Source organism: Paludisphaera mucosa, from assembly GCF_029589435.1.
Taxonomy (GTDB): domain Bacteria; phylum Planctomycetota; class Planctomycetia; order Isosphaerales; family Isosphaeraceae; genus Paludisphaera; species Paludisphaera mucosa.
In genome coordinates this window covers 1612436-1632436 of sequence record NZ_JARRAG010000002.1, presented here as the reverse complement: position 1 = coordinate 1632436, position 20001 = coordinate 1612436, and the positions used below count along the sequence as shown (strand labels likewise).

Sequence of the window (20001 nt, the reverse complement as noted above, 5' to 3'; positions counted from 1 at the left end):
CGTCCCGGCGGCCCCCGCGCCGGGGGGGGCCGGGGCCCGTCCGCCCACGCCAGGGGCCGCCGCGAGGCGAGCGCGGCCCCGGGGGGACCGACCGCGAGGATCGGCGCGACGAGGGCCCGTTGGGGCTCGCCGCGCCCGGCCCGCGTCGACCCGCCGCCCGCCCGCCGCACGCCGGCCCGCTCGCCTTCGCCCCGGGATCACGCACGCAAGAAAGGTCTGCAATGATTCGTCCGTCTCTGGTGCTCGCGACGTTTCTGATCGGGACGCTCGGCGTCGCCACGGGGGCCGACGCGGCCGAAGCGTTCACGGGGCTGCTCGCGCAGGCCGCCGCCGCCGAGACGGTCGTCGCCGTCCCGCGCGGGCCCGGCTTCTACCTGAACCTCTACAAGTTCGTCCCGGTCGTCCTGATCTACCTGCTCTGGACCTGGACGACCGACTGGGTGGAGCACGACGGCAAGCTGCTCAACAACCCCAAGACCGAGACCTGGAACTGCGTGGTCTTCTTCTCGGGCGTGCTCGGCCTGGCGATGGTCTTCTCGATCCCCATCTACCCGATCGGCGTCACGCTGCTGCTGCTGGCCTACTTCATCCCGATCCTGACCTACGTCTTCATCCGCAACCAGACGGTCGCCGACGACCAGAAGGTGCTGACCCCCTACCACCTGGGCGAGGTCACCAACGACGTCCTGGCGAAGCTGGGGATGCGGCCCCTGTTCAACCGGAACATGGGCTCGGTCGACCGCGCCGGGCCGCCGATCACGTTCATCGGCAAGAGCAGCGGGTCGGCCGGCAAGGAGGATCCCAGCCGCCTCCGCCAGGCCGAGGAGTCGCGGTCGTTCATGGCGGCCAAGGAGCTGGTGTATGACGCGGTCCTCCGCCGCGCGACCGACATCCACCTGGAGCCGACGGCCGACCAGCTCTCGGTCCGCTACCGGATCGACGGCATCCTGCACTCGGCCGAGCCGTTCGACCGGCCGACGGGCGACGCCGTGATCAACGTCTTCAAGGTCCTCTCGGCGATGGACATCTCCGAGAAGCGGAAGCCGCAGGACGGCTCGTTCGGGGCCAAGCTGCAGGCCCGCGACCTGGACTTCCGCGTCGCCACCTCGGGCTCGAAGGCCGGCGAGAAGCTGGTCATGCGAATCCTCGACAACTCGTCGGGCGTGACCAAGCTCGAAGACCTGGGGATGCGCGGCAAGCTCATCGAGCAGGTCAAGAGCCTCGTCACCCAGCCCCACGGCATGTTCCTCTCGTGCGGGCCGACCGGCTCGGGCAAGTCGACCACGCTGTACGCGGCGCTCCGCGAGATCGACCGCTACCAGCGGAACATCATCACGGTCGAGGACCCGATCGAGTACCACCTCGACAACATCACCCAGATGGAGGTCAACACCAAGTCCGGGCAGACCTTCGCCACCAGCCTGCGGTCGATCCTGCGGCAGGACCCCGACGTCATCATGATCGGCGAGATCCGCGACCAGGAGACGGCCAACATCGCCTGCCAGGCGGCGAACACCGGCCACATGGTCTTCTCCACGGTCCACTCGAACGACGCGGTGACCGCCCTCTTCCGGCTGCTCGACCTGGGCGTCGAGCCCTTCATGATCGCCTCGGCGCTCTCGGCCGTGCTGGGCCAGCGGCTCGTCCGGCTGCTGTGCGAGCAGTGCAAGGAGCCGTACAAGCCCAAGCCCGAGTTCCTCAAGAAGGCCAACCTGCCGGCCGACAAGGTCGACGTCTTCTACCGCCGCCCCGAGAACCCCGAGCAGGTCTGCCCCCAGTGCGGCGGCACCGGCTACTTCGGCCGCGCCGGCATCTTCGAACTGCTCGTCCTCACCGAGCCGATCCGCGACATGCTCCGCGAGAACCCCTCGCTCACCAAGATCAAGGCCGAGGCCCGCCGCGGCGGCATGATCTACCTCCAGGAAGACGGCCTCCGCCAGGTGATCCAGGGGCGGACGTCGATCGAGGAGCTGCTCCGCGTCGTCAAGTGACCCGGACCGGATCGACCGACCCGGCCCCGCATCCCGAACCGAAACGGACCGACCCGACCGCCGCCGCCCCCAGCAGAACGGGAACCTTTCCATGTCCGTGCCCCCAGCCCTGCTCGACACGCTCCTCGTCGCCCTGATGCTCTTCATGACCTACGTCCTAACGAGCGAAGGGGCCTGGGGCGCGGCCCTGATGTTCTTCAACGTGCTGTTCGGCGGCCTGATCGCGTTCAACTTCTACGAGCCGCTGGCCAACCTGATCGACTCGACGGGGATCGGCTGGGGCTTCTCCGAGACGCTGGCGATGATGCTCATCTTCTGCGTGTCGGTACTGCTGCTGCGACTGGCGACCGAGACGCTGGCCCCGGCCATGGTGCGGTTCCCCAACCCGGTCTACCACGTCACGCGGCTGATCTTCGGCTTCGCGACGACGATCGTCACCTTTGCGATCATCCTGCTGGCCTTCCACGCCGCGCCGATCCACAAGAACATGTTCGGCTACATCAACTACAACACCAAGCCGCCGTTCGGCATGGGGATCGACCACGCCTGGCTGGGCTTCTTCCAGTACACCACCGGCGACATCTTCGCCCGCTACGGCTCGGGCGTGCGCGACCCCTACAGCACGTACGGCAAGACCGGCAACCAGCTCATGCAGGTCCACCTGTTCGACCCCCGCGGCCGCTGGCTGCTCGACCACCAGGAGGCCCGCCCGTACGGCGAGGGGGGGGCGATCCTCGAGGGCGGCGGCGAGGCGGGGGCGCCCGCCGCGGCGGGCGGCGGCCAGGCGGGCGGGGGCGGCGGCGGGCCCGCGGGCCCCGGCGGGCCTCCGGGGGCGGCGACCTCGCGGCCGATCGGCGGGCCGGTGGCCCCGGCGGTGCCGAACTGACCGCCGCCGGGTCGAGGTCGGGGCGGCCTCAGCGGGCGGCCGGCGGCGCGACGACGGCCGCGGCCTCCTCGACCGGATTCGTCGAGCGGACCTCGATCAGCTCGATGCTGAGCTTGTTCCGGACGCCGAACGCCTGCCGCACGCGATAGACGCCGGCCTTCCCGGTCGTCGTCTCGATGACGAACAGGGGGGCCCAGCCCTCCCCCAGGGTCCCGAGCTGGCCGGTCGTCATCAGGAAGTGGGGCTTGGGGCCGTTGTCGACGTCGAGCGCGAAGTCGGCGACCAGGTCGCGCTCGGCGAAGACGTCCAGGTGTCGCGTGCCGGTCGCCGTCTGGCGGTAGGTGGGGAGCGTCGCCTTCAGCTTCCCGGCCTTGTAGTCGAGGTAGTACAGGGCGTCCTCGGGGATCTGCACCTTGTGCCCCTCGTCGAACCGGACGGCGATCGGCCCGGTGACCACGATCGACTCGCCCGAGCGGTCGCTCCCCCCCGCCAGCATCGGCTGCGGCCGGCCCCCGGCGATCAGGACCCCCAGGATCAGGCCGACGATCAGGCCGAACGCGGTTCCCAGCCGAGGACGCGTCGCATTCATGTCCGTCTCCTCCGTGTCGAGATCTCGATCCTGCGCCCGGACGGGGCCCGACGGCGGCGAGCCTCCGCGCACCTTCAGGGCCGCATTCTGCGAGCCTTGTCCCGGCCCGTCCAGCCCAACCCGGCGGCGGCGGTCCCGGGGCGGGCGCGGCTGGCGGCCGTTCGACTATAATGGATTCGTCCCACCGTCACTCGGGAGGCCCTCGCCGCCATGACCTCGACGATCCTCGCCTTGCTCGCCCTGACGCTCCAGGTCCCCCCGCCGACGTCGGCCGCCGAAACGGCCAGGGGGCTGCGCGACGAGGCCCACGCGATCGAATCGCGCGAGACCGAGGCCCTCCGTTCCCTCGCCGACAGCCTGGCGAAGCAAGGCGAGGCCCGGGGCGCCGCCGAGGTCCGCAAGCTCATGGTGCAGTCGCCCCAGGGGACGGCCACGCGGCTCGTGCCGCTGCCGGAGGTGGTCGAGGCGCGCGGGCGGGCGACGGCCGAGCCCGCCTGGCGGAAGGACCTGGACGCGATCCGCAAGGCGGCCGGCGAGGCGTCCTTCGAGCTGGCTCGCAAGGCGGCGGCGGCCTCGCCCCCCCACATGGCCCGCGCGGCGGTCGCCCTGCGCGAGGCCCTGGCGCGGCTGCCCGACCACGCCGAGGTCCGCCGGCTGCTGGGCTACGTCCCCCACGAGGGGGGCTGGGCGCGGCCGTTCGCCGTCGCCCGGCTGAAGGAGGGGAACGTCGCGCATCCGACCTACGGCTGGGTGCCCGAGGCCTGGGTCCCGCGCCTGGAACTCGGCGAGCTGCCCGCGCCGGCGGTCCGGGGCAGGGAGGCGAACTGGCTTCCCGCCGCCGAGGCCGACCGCCTGCGAAACACCTGGCGGACCCCCTGGGAGATCCACACCGAGCACTTCGACGTGCTCGCCGACGTGCCGCTCGCCGAGGCGATCCGCTTCGGCCGCCGGCTGGAGGCGTTCCACGACCTCTTCTTCACCCTGATGGCCGACGTCGTCGGCGACGACCTGCCGCTCGCCCGCCGCTTCCGGTCGCCGGGCCTGGCCCCCGACGCGAGCTATCGCCCCCATCAGGTGATCTACTACGCCGACCGCGACGAGTATCGCGAGCGGATGCGGCCCGTCGCCGGCGAGCAGGTGGGGGCCGAGAGCCTGGGCTATTACGACCCGCCCCGCAACGGCAAGGGGAACCGCCGGCCGGCCTACTTCTTCCGCGACGCCGACGCCGAGCTGCCGAGCGAGGCGACCCTCTACCACGAGGTCTCGCACCAGCTCTTGTTCGAGTCGGCCGGGCCCAACTCCTACCTCGCGAACGCGGGGGATTACTGGGTCTTCGAGGGGCTCGGGACGTACTTCGAGACGGTCGCCCCGACGGACGACGGCGCGATCGAGGTCGGCGGGACGGTCGGCGCGCGGCTCGACGAGGCCGTGCGGTCGCTGGCCGCCGGCAAGTTCCTGCGGCTGGCGGAGTTCCTCCGCCAGAACCAGGCGGCGTTCAACCGCGACGAGCGGATCCACGTCAACTACCAGCAGGCGATGGCGTTGACGGTCTTCCTGATGCAGGCCGATCAGGGCGCGTACCGCGAGCCCTTCCTGGACTACGTCCGGGACGCGTACCGGGGGCGCATCAAGCGAGGCTCGGGGCGATCGCTGGAAGACCGCCTCGGGATCCCCGTCGACGAATTGGAGCGCCGGTTCAAGGCGTTCCTCGCCCCGCGCGAGGGGCGGTGAACGCGGCGGGCGGGCGGGCCGTCCGAGGCCCGGCCGCGCCCCGTCGTCGTCCGGCCGGGTTCACTCGCCGACGTACGGCAGGAGCCCCATGAAGCGGGCCCGCTTGACCGCGGCGCTCGAAGCCCGCTGAAACGCGGCGCAGTTGCCGCTCCGCTTGCGGGAGAACATCTTGCTCTGGTTGGTGCAGAGCTTCTTCAGGAGGCCGATGTCCTTGTAATCGACATAGGCCGGGCGGGGGCAGCCTTCGCGAGTGCAGAACCGGCAGCGATTCTTGCGGTTGCGTCCGAACTTCTTACGGGGCATAAACCTTCTGTCCTCAGCCGCTTACGTAAAAAAGGATGCACGAGCGACGCCGGCAGGAGCGTCGCCTGGTGTGTTTGCGCCGACTCTAGGGCAAGCTGACAGCTTAAGACCCCCGATCGGCCGCGTCAAGCCGGCCCGACGCGATCGTGCCAAGACTGCGGGATCAGGGCGTCGATCCGGGATCCCCATGACGCTCGCGCCGGGCCGCGATATCAAGGGTGTTCGCAAGGATCGTCTGGTTTTGTCTTGAATTCGGCCGTCCGCCCCCTATGCTGGCCCCTCCTCGTCGAAGAAACAGCGATGCCGGGTGAGGACGAGGTCGGGAGAACTTCATGCGCATCCGTTTCGGGCTTTCGGCGATCCTCTTCCTGACGGGCCTTCAGGCGAGCGTCGACGCGCGGGCCGACTTCCACGTCCAGGTCGACTACAACGATCCTTCGGGGAGCAACGCCGCATACTACGACCGGATCACGGCCGGGATCGATGCGGCGGCGGCCGAATGGGGCCGCTACCTGGACACGCGAAATGAGACGCTGGAGATCCAGCTGAACTTCACCAACGAGCCCACGGGCAGCGGCGGGAGCTTCCTGTACGGGTACGACGCCGACGTCTCGCAGGCCGTCGGCCTCCCCACCTTCGAGGCGGGCGCGGCGATGAAGCTGATGCGCGGGATCGACATCACCCAGGGCGCCGACGCGGTCCTGAACATCGGCAGGGACTGGCTCGAGAACGTCCTCTGGTACAACCCGGATCCCGGATCGTCGACCCCTCCTCCGCCGGGACAGGTCGACTCCCACTACTTCTTCCTGCACGAACTCGGGCACATCCTCGGCTTCTCGTCGTTCCGCGACCCCAACGGCGACCTGCCCCGATTCTCCGACGGGACGCCGTACCAGTCGACGTTCGACGCCCTGAGCGGGTTCGATTCGAATGGCGACTTCTACTATCTGGGCGAGAATGCGATGCTCGCCTACGGCGGGAAGCCGGTCCCGCTGACCTACGGCAACTTCTCGCACGTGGGCAACGGCTGGTGGACGGGCCGGCCGGGCGTCGACCTGGTGAACGACGTCATGAACGGGGTCGTCTCGCAATCGATCCACTACAGCCTGTCGGGCGTGGACGTGGGGGTGCTCTCGGACATGGGTTACTCGCTGACCGCCGAGGGCCGGGCCCTCGTCGGCCTCGCCCCGACGGCGGTCCCCGAGCCGGCCTCGCTGCTGGCGCTCGGCCTCGGGCTGGCCGGAGTTCGGGCTTCTCGGTCCGTCGCGACGCGGCGGCGCCGGGCCGCTTGACGGCCGAATTTCCGCCCGGCCCTTGACCGGCCGGGCGACCTGCGCCTAGGATGCTGCCGGTCCATCATCCCGATGCGACCCGACCCGGAGCCGCCCGATGATCCTGTCGCTTACCAGCCTCGACCTCCTCCTCCTGGGCCTTATCGGCCGTCAGGGTAGGTCGTCTTAGGGCTGGCCAGCTTCTCGATAGAGACGAAAAGCGAAGCCCCGAGACTCACCCTGACCGGTGGATCTCGGGGCTTCGCTTTTCGTCGTTCGAGCCCCGACGATCCCCGGCCGGGCCCTCGTCCTCGCCTTTCGCCTTTGCGGGCGCCCCCGAACGCGTCGTAAACTGAAGGCCAGCGAATCGCGCGGCGGCGCATCTCCACGAGACGCCGACGACCGCGCCCGAACCCAAGGAACGAGCCCCGCCATGACCGTCGACCCGACGTCCCAGCCCGCGTCGTCGAACCCGGCCCCCGAGCGCGAACGCGATCGCGTGCGGATCTTCGACACGACCCTCCGCGACGGCGAGCAGTCGCCGGGCGCGAGCATGAACCTGGGGGAGAAGCTCGAGATCGCCCGGGCGCTCGCCGGCATGGGCGTCGACGTCATCGAGGCCGGGTTCCCGATCGCGTCGGTCGGCGACTTCGAGTCCGTGCGGGCGATCGCCGCCGAGGTCGCCGGCGCGACCGTCTGCGGCCTGGCCCGCTGCAACGACCGCGACATCGACCGCGCCTGGGAGGCCGTCCAATACGCCCAGAAGCCGCGGATCCACGTCTTCCTGGCGACCTCGCCGATCCACCGCGAGCACAAGCTGAGGATGAGCCGCGAGCAGGTCCTCGAGCGGGCCGTCGCCGGCGTCCGCCGCGCCGCGGCCCTGTGCAAGGACGTCGAGTTCAGCCCCGAGGACGCCGCCCGGACCGAGGCCGACTTCCTCCGCGAGGTCATCGAGGCCGTCATCGAGGCCGGCGCGACGACCGTGAACATCCCCGACACGGTCGGCTACCTGATGCCCTCGCAGTACGCGGCGATGATCCGCGACCTGATCCAGAACGTCCCCAACATCGGCCGGGCGGTCGTCAGCACCCACTGCCACGACGACCTGGGCATGGCCGTCGCCAACAGCCTGGCGGGCGTCGAGGCCGGGGCGCGGCAGGTCGAGTGCACCATCAACGGCATCGGCGAGCGGGCCGGCAACGCGGCCCTCGAAGAGATCGTCATGGCGATCAAGACCCGCCGCGACTACTTCGGCGTCGACACGGCCATCAAGACCGAGCGGCTCTACCCCGTCAGCCGGATGCTCTCGACGATCACCGGCCTGGCCGTCCAGCGCAACAAGGCGATCGTCGGCCGCAACGCCTTCGCCCACGAGTCGGGCATCCACCAGGACGGCATGCTCAAGAACCGCACGACCTACGAGATCATGCAGCCCCAGGACGTCGGCGTACCCCAGACCGACCTGGTGCTGGGCAAGCACTCGGGCCGCCACGCCCTCCGCGACCGGATCGTCGAGATGGGCTACACCCTGAACGACGAGCAGGTCGAGGCCGTCTTCAACGACTTCAAGGCGCTGGCGGACAAGAAGAAGGAAGTCTACGACGAGGACCTGGCCGTGCTGGTCGACAAGCGGCTGGGCGACGTCCCGGCGTCGTGGCAATTGCTCAGCCTGCACACGACGGCCGGCACCGGCGTCCTGCCCACCGCGACGATCTCGATCCGCCGCCCCGACGGCGAGATCGTCCAGGACGCCGCGATCGGCGACGGCCCCGTCGACGCCATCTTCAAGGCCGTCGAGCGCGTGACCGGCGTCCACGCCAACCTCCACGAGTTCGTCGTCCGCAGCGTCAGCCAGGGGAAGGACGCGCAGGGCGAGGTGACCCTGGAGCTGGAAGTCGAGAGCGACGAGACCAGCTTCCGCGGCCGCGCCGCGTCGACCGACATCATCGAGGCCTCGGCCCTGGCGTACATCAACGCCGTCAACGCCATCAGCGCCCGCCAGGCCCGCGGCAACGTCCGCGAGGTCGTCGGCCGCCCCGGCGCGGGTCTGTAGCCTCGCCGCGAAGCCCCGGGCCGCGTTCAGAGTCCGCCCCGGGGCTTCGCGGGGACGAAGCATCGTCCACGAGGCCGTGAGGCGAGCCAGGCAGGTCGTCGACGATTCCTCCGCGAGTCATCACTCGATCCGGTACAGGTCGGCGGGCCTGGCCTCCCAGGGATGGTCGGCCAGGTGTTGCCAGCGGGAGATGGCCAGGCGATAGACCTCGCGGCTCCGGCGGAGCTGATCCATTATGGCGAGCCACGCCGCCCTCGGATCGTCGGGCGGCTTGGCCGGCAGGGCCTGTTCATCCCGGTCGTCCAGGCTCGCTTCGGCCTCGGAGAGGGACTTCTCGGTTTCCCCGAGCATGATCCGGTAATTGTCCACCTGCTGGAGGCAGTCGGCCCGGAGCCTGGCCCAGCGTAGCGCCTGCACCCCGCAGGTCGCCACACCAGTCGCGACCGCCAGGGCGACCATGAACGATCGAATGGAGAAGCGGAATGCGGTGAGTCGCATGGGCAGGCGCTCAGAAGTTGAATGCCACGGCCGGCGTGCCCCTGCGGGTGGCGGCGGTCGAGAAGGCGAAAGCTCTGCAAACGGGTCGCGTTCCTCAGGGCCGCGCCCGGTCAAACCGTGTCGGCCTGCGACTCGTCCGGCTTCTCTTCGCAGTGGCTCGCGGCGCTCAGGTAGCGGCCGTAGTAGGCCTGGACGGCCTGGATGGCCTCGGCCTGGCGGGGGCCGAAGGTCTTGGTGGGGATGGTCGCCACGTGGCGGCCGCCGCGGGTGTAGCTGACGAGGAGCGATTGGCCCTCGAACACGAAGCCGAGGACCTCGGCGAAGGCGATCCGGCCGGGCCAGGCCGAGTAGTGCAGGGAGTCGCAGGCGAGGGACAGCGAGCCCTTCTTGCCCTCGATCTCGACGTCCGGGAAGCTCGCGGCGACGATCGCCCGCTCCTCGTCGGTCTCGGGCAGGAGCCGGTACGCGAGCGTCACCTCGTGGACGTCGCGGAACCGCTCCTCGAACTCCCGCCACTGGCCGCGCTCGATCTCCTCGGCGGCGTCGATGGCGTCGTACCACCGGCCGTCGCCGGGCGAGGCGACGAGCGAGGGGACGTCCTGCGAATCGATCGGCACGCCGACGGCCTCCAGCCGCTGCGCCAGCGGCGGGTGGGTGTCGAACGGGTGGGCCGGCTCGAGGTCGCCGAGGCGGGGATCCGCGGCGAACGCCATCGCGTGCTCGTGGAACCCCCGCTCGATCCGCGCCGAGATGTCGGCGGCCTCGAGGGCTTCCTTCCGGCTGAAGAGGTCCTGCTGGATCTCGCCCCGGAACTCCGCGTACGCGGAGATCCGCAGCAGCGCGGCGGCCAGGTCGCGCGGCGACGTCGCCTCGGCCGCGATGCGGTCGGCGCGGAACTCGCGGCTCCGGCTCTGCTCGCCCCGCGACAGCTCGAACAACGCGCGGAAGCCGTTCATGAAGAAATAGACGGGCAGCGCGATGGGGTTCTCGCTCAGCGACTGCAGGTAGAGGCCGTAGCGGGCGAGCAGGGGGGAGATCTTCCGGGAATAGAGCGTGTCGTCGCCGCTGAAGTGCGCCATCTCGTGCGCCAGGACGGCCTCGGCCTCGGCGCCGGCCATCTGCTTCAGGAGCGCCAGGCTGACGTAGAGCGTCCGGCCCCGACAGACGGACCCGTCGACGTGGACCGGCGTCTCGGTGACGAAGAAGTTGGAGTCGACGCCCACGATGACGTTGTCGGGCGGGGCCGTGCCGACCTTCTCGCAGACGGCCCCCAGGTCCTCCCAGAGCCGGGGCGAACCCGCCGGGGCGAGCACCTTCCCCTCGACGTGCATGTCCATCCGGGGCTTCTTGAAGATCGCCATGACGACGGCCAGCGTCCCGGCCGCGGCGACGAGCCCGGCGGCGCCGACGAGCTTCACGGAGTAGAAGTTCATCCAGAGCGCCGTGACCCAGAACGAGAGGGCCAGGACCATGACCCCCTGGGCGATCGCCTGGAGCGCCCCGTAGATCCGCATGACCTGCCAGCCGGCCGCGAGGCTCAGGTACTGGGCCCGCTGCGACCGCCGCGAGAGCCAGAGGCCGATCGCCGCGACCGCGCACATCGCGACGCCCGCGACGATCGAGAGGGCCGACAGCCGGATCATCCACCGGAACGTCGCGAAGTAGAACCGCGTCGTCGAGTCGACGTCGGCCGCGAACCGCTCGTCCTGGATCAGCTCCGAGTAGGGGTGCTCGACGGCGAACGCGACCGCCTGCTCGCGCCGGGCGGGCGAGAGGTTCGAGGTCGCGACGTTCGCCAGGATCGCGTCGCGCGCCCGGCCGTCGCAGAGGGCCTGGGCATGCAGGAAGAAGAGCAGCGTCAGGACCGGGATCAGGAAGATCGACACGCCTGGGAGGACGTACGTCTTGAAGAATCCCATCCTCGTGAAGTCGCGTCGCGCGTCGTTCATCGCGGGCCCCGCTCCAGGTGGCGCCGGGATCGGCCGTCGAGGCCGCCCGGAAGGAGGCTATCGCGACGGCTCGCGAGCGTCAAATGAAATGGTCGTCAAAGCTTGGTTCGAGGAACGGGAGCGGCCTCGCCCCGGGTCAGCGGCGACGTTTGGCCCTGGGGGCGTCCTTCGAGGCCTCGGGCTTGAAGGAGTCGAAGAAGCGCTTCGCGTCCTTGCTGGGGGCCTTCCCCGGCGGCGCGGAGACCGTGAGGTTGTAATAGCGGTCGCCGACCAGGAAGACGCGGGAACGGAAGACGCCGGGGGAGCCGTCGGAGAGCTTCCCCTCGTAGTCCAGCTCGCGGCCGGCGAGCGTCCCCTGCGTGACCGGCCGCGACTTCGAGAGCCGGCCCTCGACGCCGTCGACCATGCCGTTGGCGCTGGCCTCCAGGAACTGCGACGCGGCGTTCCGGGGCACGGCCTCGGGGAGGGTCATCTCGACGACCGCGAACGACGCCCCCTGGACGACCACGGCGGAGGCGAGGACCTTGGCCTTGCGGCCCTCGATCTCGGGCTCCGTCGCCTGCTCGGTCGGGTCGCCGGGCATCTGGATCGAGTAGCGGGCCTGTTTCGACGCGTAGGCCTTCCAGTCGGCCTTCCCCGCGTCCTTGGGCGCCGCCATGCCGGGCTTGTCGGCCGGAGTCTCCGCCAGCGCATCGGGAGGGGCCGTGAGGTGGAAGCTGTTCAGGTAGGCGTCGACTTCGGGGCGGGTCGAATCGGCGACGCGGTCGCCCGGCATCGCCATCGTCACGGTGTAGGCGAAGCCGTTCGCCTGATAGAAGCGGACGACGGCCACGCCCGAGTTCGCGTGCGGCAGCCTGATGAAGCCCTCGACCGTGATCTCGCGGACGGGCCGGCCGTCCTGGGTCAGGTCCTTCTTGTCGAGGACCTGGCCGTTGACGCCCTTGACCATCGCCTGCTCGACGCGGTCGTAGATCGCGAGCAACGCGAGCCTGTCGGCGGGCTGTTCGAGGGGGGCGCGACGGATGAGGTAGAGCCGGCCGTCCTTCTCGCACGTCCAGGTCGCGGTCTCCTCGCCCGCCGCGTCGGTGCTGCGGTCCTCCTGCGGCAGGAGGGGCGTCACCACCGTGAAGTCGCCCATCGACGAGCGGTAGGGCCGGGCCGGGGTCGCCTGGCCGATCAGGATCGCCGCCAGGATCAGGGTGGTCTTCATCGCGAGTCCTCGTACCCGGGGAGCAGGATGGGAACCTCGCCGCCGGCGAGGGCTGGACCGAGGCATGCTAACGCGACGGATTGCATGCGTCAAATCCAAAGGCGGATCGCGATCTCGTGCGAGTGTTCCGCTTCTGGTCCATCCGGTCGGCGAAGAACTCGGATGACGAGAAAAGGCCGGATGAAGGGGGCGACGGCTTGTGGTGCGTCTCCCCCTCATCCGGCCTTCGGCCACCTTCCCCCGCGAAGGGGGGAAGGCCCTCATCGATCCAGGCTCACTGGCCGCCGCCGGCGGTGGCGGCCGCGGCGCGGACCTCGGGGCGGGCGGGGGTGCGGGCGGGCTTGCGGGGGAGCTTCTCGTCGAGGTTGGCGGTGTTGTAGATGAACGCGGCCATGACGATCGAGGCCTGCTTCAGGTCGTCGACCTGGGCGCGGTCGTAGACGTCCATGTTCGAGTGGTGGGTGCGGGTGTCGTACTCGATCTCGTCCTGGATGAACTGGAAGCCGGGCAGGCCCACGGCGTCGAACGAGAGGTGGTCGGTGCCGCCGGTGTTGGCGATCGAGATCGTCTGGGCGCCCATCTCGCGGAAGGGCTGGAGCCACTTGCGGAAGAGCGGGCGGACGGCCTCGTTCCCCTGCAGGTAGACGCCGCGGATCTTGCCCGTGCCGTTGTCGAGGTTGAAGTAGCCGGAGAGCTTGTCGAACTCGGGCTTCGTCTCCTCCTTCTCCTCGGCCGGGGTCTCGGGCGCGTTCGGTCCGCCGGGGCCGCCGAAGCCCATGGGGCGGTCGGGGCGCTTCTTGAAGTGCTCGTCGACGTAGGCCTTGGAGCCGAAGATGCCCTGTTCCTCGCCGGTCCAGAGGGCGACGCGGATCGTGCGGCGGGGCTTGAGGTCGAGCGCCTTGAGGATCCGGGCGGCCTCCATGGCGACCGAGCAGCCCACGGCGTTGTCGGTCGCGCCGGTGCCGCCGTGCCACGAGTCGAGGTGGCCGCCGAGCATGACGATCTCGTCCTTCAGGTCGGTCCCGGGGATCTCGGCGACCGTGTTGTAGGCGTTGAGGTCCTGGTCGTGGAACTCGACGGCTAGGTCGACGGTCATCTTGAGCTTCTCGCCCTGCGCGAGCATGCGGACGAGGCGGTTGTAGTGCTCCTTGGCCATGACGAGCTGGGGGATGACCTTCACGTCCTTGTCCCAGGCCGAGGGCCGCCGGGCCGGCGGCGCGGCCGGGGCGCCCGGCTCGCTCGGCGTCGGCGCGGGGGTCGGGCCGGGGACGCTCGCCGACTGGACGAAGAGCGTGCCGCCGTCGCCGTTGCGGCTGGGGTCGATCAGCAGGGCGGGGGCCTCCTCGACGAAGAACCGCTGCTTCTTGGCGGCCAGCTCCATCTGGGCCCGCATGTCGGCCGGGAAGGCGCGACCGGGAGGGGCGGCCGGCGGGGTCGCGGGGGCCCCGAGCGCCGCAGGCGCGCCGGGGGCTCCGGGCGCGCCGGGGGCTCCGGGGGGGCGGGGACGGCCGCCGCGGCCGGCGCCGGGCTCGGCGGCGTCGGCCAGGTCGAGCAGCTCCTTGTCGGTCTGGCGGCGGGCCAGGGGTTCGAAGCGGGCGAGGACCTCGGGCGCGACGCCGGTCAGGACGATGGCCCCCTTGAGCTTGCCCTTGTACTTCTCGAAGTCGGCCTCGGTCTTGGCGTCGAAGTGGACGACCTCGGCGGTCAGGACGCCGTCGAGCGAGGGGGACCAGGCCTTCGGCACGGCGATCAGCGGGATGCACTGGGGCTCGACGACCTGCGCCGAGAACCTCTTCAGGGTCCACCCCCGGCCGAACGGGCCCCAGGATTCCAGGTGGGCGTTCTCCATGCCCCACTTCGCCATGGCGTCGCGGGTCCACTCGTTGGCGCGCTTCAGGCCGGGCGAGCCGGTGAGCCGGGGGCCGATGACGTCGGTCAGGGTGCTGAGGGTCGCCATCACCTGCGAGCGCTTGTCGCCCTCTTCCTTGATCCGCTCGATGGGGTCGGCGGGGGGCTTGGGGGCCTCGGCCTGCGCCGGGGCGGCGGGCTCCGCCTTCTTGGCCTCGGCGGGCGGTGTCGGCACGGGGGCCTGCGCCCGGGCGCAGGGGATGAGGCCGAGCAGGCCGGCGACGGCGAGCGTCGAGGCCGTGGGGCGGATGCGTAGCATGGGCGTCCTCCAGGGGTCGATCCGAGCGATGGGGATTCTCGACGAAGCCGCGGCGCGCGGCCGCGAGACGACGCGCGCCGGGCGGGAGAGGAGGTGGGCCGAGCGGGCCGCGGAGCCATCATAACAGCCCCCGGCGGGGGATTCCCAGGGCCCGCCGGCCGGACCCGGCGGCCCGTTTTCGGCAAGACGCTCTAGGCGGAACCCCCCGGTTCTGGTAAAGATCCCGCCTGCCCGGCCCCCGTTCGCGGCGCCCGGGCGACACCTCGCGACGGATCAGTTCAGATCGAATCTTTCGGACGAGAGGCCGGACGTCACGTCCTTCCGGCGGCTCTCGCGCTCCGTCGGCCCGCACGTCCGCGATCACGCGGGGCGGGGGCGCGACGTATCCGCCAAGGAGACTGGTGCGATGGATCGCCGCCGTTTCATACCCGGGCCGGAGAGCATGGAGAGCCGGATGATGCTCTCCACGGCGGCCGCCCCCGCCGTCGCCACGGCCGCCGCGACGACCACGACCACCGTCGACGCGAACCTGCCGTACACGATCCAGCAGAAGATGACGCGGATCGACCGGATCCCCATCAACATGCGGGCCCTCGCGCCCAACCGGGTCCTCCCCCAGGGGATGATCGACGCGATCCAGCAGGGGATGGAGGAGACGATCAGCTCGCTGAAGCCGGCGTCGACCGACGCGATCAAGGGCTTCAACAACGTGCTGAGAGACGTCGTCAGCCGGCCCTCGCTGCGGGCCTCCGACGCCAAGGCGCTGAACAACTCGCTCACGCAGGTCCTCGTCTCGGCGGGGGCGTCGACCGACGCGATCGACAAGATCACGACCAACCTGGAGGCGCTGGCGACCACCGTCAACACGGCCCAGGGCCTGCCGGTCTTCCTCACGACCAACGACTACGCGCTGGTCCTGCAGATGACCCTGATCGTCGGCCAGCCGATGCCCGCGCCGACGCCGCCGCGGATCTCGCCGAGCACGGGCACCCAGGTCGACGCGCTGCACAACATCGGCAAGGAGGGCGTGGCGCCGATGTTCACCGGCACGTATCAGGCCACCGCCCAGATGCAGATCCTCCAGGACGGCTCCAACGAGGTCCTGGGCGAGGCCCAGGCGGGCGCCAACGGCCGCTACTCGATCACGCTCAACCAGCCCCTGGGCGTGGGGACGTACAAGCTGCGGATCCGGGCGGTCGACGAGCTGGGGCACGTCGGCAACTCCAGCGGCGTCTTCATCCTCAAGGTCGTCCCGCCCCAGGGCCAGTGACGACTCGGCTTGCGTCGGGCCGGCCCGAGGTGGCATAATCGCCTCTCTTCGAACGGGTTCGAATCGAGGTTCCGGGAAGAAACGAGCAGGTCGTCATGAAGTCGAAGACGAAGAATCGCAAGTCGAGCAAGTGGCGGCGGAAGGCCAACTCGTCGCCGATCGCCAAGGGCCGCCGCACCAAATTCCACGGCGTCCGCAGCCCCCGCAAGCGCAAGCACCTGGGCGGCAAGGGCCTCTGAGCCGACGCCGGCTCAGCTCGCGACGGTCGCGGCGACCGTCCGTCGCAGGCCCTCGGCGAACTCGACCGAGGGCCGATAGCCCAGCTCGCGGCCGATGAGGTCCAGCCCGGCGAGCGAGTCGCGGACGTCGCCGGCGCGGGCGGGGAGCCGCTCGGGCTCCAGGTCCGTCCCCAAAATCGCGTTCAGCGCGGCCACCAAATCGAGCAGGCTCACCCGCCGGCCGCCGCCGACGTTGAGCGCGGCCCCCTGCAAAGGTTTCGGCCTGCGCATCGCCGCCAGGTTGGCCGCGACGACGTCGGAGACGTAGGTGAAGTCCCGCGTCTGGAGCCCGTCGCCGTAGATCCTCGGCCGATCGCCCCGCGCCATCGCCTTGATGAACAGCGAGATCACCCCCGAGTACGGGCTCGACGGGTCCTGCCGGGGCCCGTAGACGTTGAAGTACCGCAGGCTCACGCCGTCGAGCCCCATCGTGCGGGCGTAGACGCGGACGTAATGCTCGCCCGCCAGCTTGCCGGCCGCGTACGGGCTGAGCGGGTCGGGCAGCATCGTCTCGACCTTGGGGAGCGTCTCCGACTCGCCGTAGGCGCTGCTGGACGCGGCGAACATCACCCGCCTCACGCCCGCCCGCCGCGCCGCCTCCAGGACGTTGAGCGTGGCCGTCGGCCCGCTCGCGTGCGAGGGCAGGGGCTCGGCCACCGACCGCGGCACGCTCGGGATCGCCGCCTCGTGGAAGACGTAGGCGACCCCCTCCGCCGCCCGCTCGCACGCCGCGAAGTCCGCCGCGCTCGCCTCGATCCACTCGATCCGGTCGCGCACGCCGTCGAGGTTCGCCGCGCGGCCCGTCGACAGGTCGTCGAGCACGCGGACCGGGTGGCCCTCGGCCAACAGCGCCTCGACGAGGTGCGAGCCGATGAACCCCGCGCCGCCGGTGACCAGGATCTTCTCGCGATCGTTTCGACTCATACGCTCCTCGGGGAGTGTCGTGGTTGTAGGGACGGAAGCGAGGGCCCGTCGTGGATCGTCGTTCCCCCCTCGTGGGAAAAGGTGGCCGCAGGCCGGATGAGGGGCTCGTCATCCGAGGCCGGCCGTCGTGATCCGGCCGCCCATCCGGGCTCGAAGTCGGTGGCCCGATCGGGGTCCCTCTCATCCGGCCCTTCGGGGCGCCTTCTCCCACGAGGGGAGAAGGACGCTCGGTCTCGGTGCTGGATTATAGAGGGACGAGCCGCGGGGGGGACGGACTCGACCGAATCCTCGCCCCCTGGGCGGCCGCACGACCTGCCTGCCAGCCGACCTGGCCAGCCACCTTGATTTTCCCACCGTCTCTCGTCGCGTCGGCGACGGGAGTGCAAGGATACGGAACGCCGACCAGCCCGATGGATCGAGTGCTCGAGGTTGCCAATCCGTTTGTTGCAAAATCGCCCCGGACATCCACTCCATTCAAAATCCAATCCCGTCCATGATTTCGTCGCCGGCCCGCGTCCCCATCGCCCTCCAGTTCATGGGGCCGATCGTCTCCCGGATGGATTGGACATGCCCATCCACGAACCCCACCTGGGCAATCCCCGCATGCCAACTTCCGGCAGTCCACGCGCCATCGGGCACATAGCCGCCATTTATACACGACGAACCATTTACCACGACGATATGATTGTAACGCGCCGCGCCCATTTCTCCGCGCAACCACGTTTCCCCTTTGACTTCCCAAATGATTATGTTCGATGCATCGACATTGTTGTTGCAATAGCTTGCAAATCGTTCCAGTCTTTGATCGCCTCCAAACCAAGGCGTCTTGAACACGCACGTCCTTCGGTCCATCATCGGCGGATTGTCGCGTATGCCTGGATCGCCGACCACCCATTCCGCGAACAAGGCGGTATGCAAGCCGCCGTCCCTGACGCTCGCCATGGTTGCCCCCCCCTTGACGAACATGCCGTTTTCCGAGACGCCTGTTTGGAAGCCTGTCCCAGCGTTGCCTGCGTAGTTCGTGGGGGCCGTCGGGCGAACGGCCGGATTATCAGCCGGGCACAGCAGCACGCTCAACCTCGTGTTCGCGACGGTCGTGTTCATGCCTGCGGGCAGGGTTACCATAATTCCGCTCGTGTTTATGGACGAAAACAACGCCGCCTGTTCGAGATACGGAAGGAGGGCCGCGAACTGAGATCCGACGCGCGACGATCGGGCAGGAAACACATTGTATGTTGATTCATAGTTGAGCGCCGCCAGCCCGAGCTGTTTCAGGTTTGACGCGCAACTCATTCTTCTCGCGGCCGCCCTCGCCGCCTGCACGGCGGGAAGGATGATCGCGACGAGCAGCCCGACGACGGCGACGACGACGAGCAGTTCGATGAGAGTGAATCCGCGCCGCCCCGAGGAAGTTTCCGAGATCGTCACCATGATCCTCCTGATCCGAGATTGATCGCCGTCCACTGCGGGGCTGCGGGGCCGCGCCTCGGCCCGAATCAGACTGAGAGTCGCGCCGGCATGCCGGCGCGGCCGGGCCGCCGGAAGTCGATCCTCACGCCCGGATGATCGTCGCCCGGCCCGACAGGCCGCGCAGGGCGTTGCGGGTGTCGACGATGAGCGACGCGTGGGCGACGATGCTCGGCCAGTCGTAGGCCGAGTGGTCGGTGGCGATCAACAGGCAGTCGCGCGAGCGCAGGTATTCCGGGGTCAGCTCGCGGCTGGACATTTTGAGGTTCGGGTAGCGGCGCATCGGCTTGAGGGTCGGGATGTGGGGGTCGTTGTATTCGACGTCCGCCCCCTTCTGCAAAAGCAGGTCCATCAGCTCGAAGCCCGGCGACTCGCGGGGGTCGTCGACGTCACGCTTGTAGGCCATGCCCAGGATCGTGATCCGGCTCCCCTTGACCGGCTTCTCGCGGTCGTTGAGGGCGTCGGCGATCCGGCCGACGACGTATGCGGGCATCGACGTGTTGATCTCGCCGGCCAGCTCGATGAAGCGGGTCGCCAGGCCGTGCTTGCGCGCCACCCAGGTCAGGTAGAACGGGTCGATGGGGATGCAGTGCCCGCCCAGTCCGGGCCCGGGGTAGAACGCCTGGAAGCCGAACGGCTTGGTCTTGGCGGCCTCGATGACCTCCCAGACGTCGACCCCCATGCGGTCGTAGAGCACCTTCAGCTCGTTGACGAGCGCGATGTTCACGGCCCGGTAGGTGTTCTCCAGGATCTTGCAGCCCTCGGCGACCTCGACGGTCGAGACCGGGACCACGCGGACCACGATCCGGGCGTAGAGGGCCGTCGCCGCCGCGAGGCTCTCCGCGTCGAGCCCGCCGACCACCTTGGGGATCGTCGGCGCCGAGAAATCCGGGTTGCCCGGGTCCTCGCGCTCGGGGCTGTACGCCAGCAGGAAGTCGACGCCCGGGCGCAGGCCGCCGGCCGCCAGGATCGGCAGCACGACGTCGCGCGTGGTGCCGGGATAGGTCGTGCTCTCCAGCACCACGAGCTGGCCGGGACGCAGCCGCGCGGCGATGGCGCGGGCGGATTCGACGACGTAGGCCAGGTCCGGGTCGCGGGTCTCGGTGAGCGGCGTGGGGACGCAGATCAGGATCGCGTCGGGCTCGTCGAGCCGGCCGAAGTCGGCCGTGGCGTCGAAGCCGTTCGCACGCATCGAGCGGACGACGTCGGAATCGATGTGGCCGATGTAGCTGCGGCCCTCGCGGAGCTTCGCGACTTTGGCCGGGTCGACGTCGAAGCCGAGCACGTCGACGCCCTTCTCGATGAACGCCCGCGCCAGGGGCAGGCCCACGTAGCCCAGGCCGATCACCCCGACCGTGACGTCGCCCGACCGGATCTTCGCCGCGAGTGCCGCTGCCGCGCTCATGGAACGTGC

General features: G+C 69.9%; 16 protein-coding genes. 7 read left to right on the top strand and 9 right to left on the bottom strand.

Annotated features, from left to right (window positions below; all coding sequences use genetic code 11):
• Positions 1 to 221: 221 nt before the first annotated feature.
• Together PZE19_RS16080 and PZE19_RS16075 are read left to right on the top strand one after the other, a co-directional pair.
• Positions 222 to 1991, top strand: coding sequence for a GspE/PulE family protein (locus PZE19_RS16080; protein WP_277861654.1), 1770 nt, complete (start codon positions 222 to 224; stop codon positions 1989 to 1991).
• A 91-nt stretch (positions 1992 to 2082) separates the two neighbouring features.
• Complete coding sequence (locus PZE19_RS16075; RefSeq protein WP_277861653.1) at positions 2083 to 2877, top strand: CvpA family protein; 795 nt, start codon at positions 2083 to 2085, stop codon at positions 2875 to 2877.
• Between the two features lie 28 nt (positions 2878 to 2905).
• On the opposite strand, the gene PZE19_RS16070 is transcribed toward PZE19_RS16075, so the two are convergent.
• Entirely contained in the window at positions 2906 to 3466 is a 561-nt protein-coding gene (locus PZE19_RS16070; protein ID WP_277861652.1) for a hypothetical protein, read from the bottom strand.
• A 210-nt stretch (positions 3467 to 3676) separates the two neighbouring features.
• Here PZE19_RS16070 and PZE19_RS16065 point away from each other — a divergent pair, with 210 nt between their 5' ends.
• Complete coding sequence (locus PZE19_RS16065) at positions 3677 to 5197, top strand: DUF1570 domain-containing protein (RefSeq protein ID WP_277861651.1); 1521 nt, start codon at positions 3677 to 3679, stop codon at positions 5195 to 5197.
• A 60-nt stretch (positions 5198 to 5257) separates the two neighbouring features.
• Here the strand turns inward: PZE19_RS16065 and rpsR are convergent, their stop codons facing one another.
• Positions 5258 to 5500, bottom strand: a complete 243-nt coding sequence (gene rpsR / locus PZE19_RS16060) for a 30S ribosomal protein S18 (RefSeq protein ID WP_277861650.1) — start codon at positions 5498 to 5500, stop codon at positions 5258 to 5260.
• A gap of 332 nt (positions 5501 to 5832) precedes the next feature.
• Between rpsR and PZE19_RS16055 the strand changes: the two genes are divergently transcribed.
• Positions 5833 to 6792: a PEP-CTERM sorting domain-containing protein gene (locus PZE19_RS16055; protein ID WP_277861649.1), complete on the top strand. Its 960-nt coding sequence runs from the start codon at positions 5833 to 5835 to the stop codon at positions 6790 to 6792.
• 412 nt (positions 6793 to 7204) lie between these two features.
• Positions 7205 to 8824 carry a 2-isopropylmalate synthase gene (locus PZE19_RS16050; RefSeq protein ID WP_277861648.1) on the top strand — a complete coding sequence of 540 codons (1620 nt, stop codon included), beginning with the start codon at positions 7205 to 7207 and terminating at the stop codon, positions 8822 to 8824.
• A gap of 120 nt (positions 8825 to 8944) precedes the next feature.
• Here PZE19_RS16050 and PZE19_RS16045 read toward each other — a convergent pair whose 3' ends face one another.
• The 4 genes from PZE19_RS16045 to PZE19_RS16030 all read right to left on the bottom strand — a co-directional run bounded on the left by PZE19_RS16045 (position 8945) and on the right by PZE19_RS16030 (position 14648).
• Positions 8945 to 9322 (bottom strand): hypothetical protein, encoded by a 378-nt coding sequence (locus PZE19_RS16045; RefSeq protein ID WP_277861647.1) that lies wholly within the window; start codon positions 9320 to 9322, stop codon positions 8945 to 8947.
• 110 nt (positions 9323 to 9432) lie between these two features.
• The gene (locus tag PZE19_RS16040; RefSeq protein WP_277861646.1) at positions 9433 to 11271 is read right to left on the bottom strand and encodes a M48 family metallopeptidase; all 1839 of its coding nucleotides are present in this window, start codon (positions 11269 to 11271) and stop codon (positions 9433 to 9435) included.
• A 136-nt stretch (positions 11272 to 11407) separates the two neighbouring features.
• Positions 11408 to 12481 carry a hypothetical protein gene (locus PZE19_RS16035; protein WP_277861645.1) on the bottom strand — a complete coding sequence of 358 codons (1074 nt, stop codon included), beginning with the start codon at positions 12479 to 12481 and terminating at the stop codon, positions 11408 to 11410.
• A gap of 274 nt (positions 12482 to 12755) precedes the next feature.
• Positions 12756 to 14648: a M20/M25/M40 family metallo-hydrolase gene (locus PZE19_RS16030; RefSeq protein WP_277861644.1), complete on the bottom strand. Its 1893-nt coding sequence runs from the start codon at positions 14646 to 14648 to the stop codon at positions 12756 to 12758.
• Between the two features lie 406 nt (positions 14649 to 15054).
• Between PZE19_RS16030 and PZE19_RS16025 the strand changes: the two genes are divergently transcribed.
• Together PZE19_RS16025 and PZE19_RS16020 are read left to right on the top strand one after the other, a co-directional pair.
• The gene (locus PZE19_RS16025; protein ID WP_277861643.1) at positions 15055 to 15918 is read left to right on the top strand and encodes an Ig-like domain-containing protein; all 864 of its coding nucleotides are present in this window, start codon (positions 15055 to 15057) and stop codon (positions 15916 to 15918) included.
• Positions 15919 to 16013: 95 nt separating this feature from the next.
• Positions 16014 to 16157: a hypothetical protein gene (locus PZE19_RS16020; protein WP_277861642.1), complete on the top strand. Its 144-nt coding sequence runs from the start codon at positions 16014 to 16016 to the stop codon at positions 16155 to 16157.
• Between the two features lie 12 nt (positions 16158 to 16169).
• Here PZE19_RS16020 and PZE19_RS16015 read toward each other — a convergent pair whose 3' ends face one another.
• The 3 genes from PZE19_RS16015 to PZE19_RS16005 form a co-directional block, all read right to left on the bottom strand.
• Positions 16170 to 17120 (bottom strand): SDR family oxidoreductase, encoded by a 951-nt coding sequence (locus tag PZE19_RS16015; RefSeq protein WP_277861641.1) that lies wholly within the window; start codon positions 17118 to 17120, stop codon positions 16170 to 16172.
• 474 nt (positions 17121 to 17594) lie between these two features.
• Positions 17595 to 18551, bottom strand: coding sequence for a DUF1559 family PulG-like putative transporter (locus PZE19_RS16010; protein ID WP_277861640.1), 957 nt, complete (start codon positions 18549 to 18551; stop codon positions 17595 to 17597).
• Between the two features lie 121 nt (positions 18552 to 18672).
• Positions 18673 to 19992, bottom strand: a complete 1320-nt coding sequence (locus PZE19_RS16005) for a nucleotide sugar dehydrogenase (protein ID WP_277861639.1) — start codon at positions 19990 to 19992, stop codon at positions 18673 to 18675.
• Between the last annotated feature and the right edge of the window lie 9 nt (positions 19993 to 20001).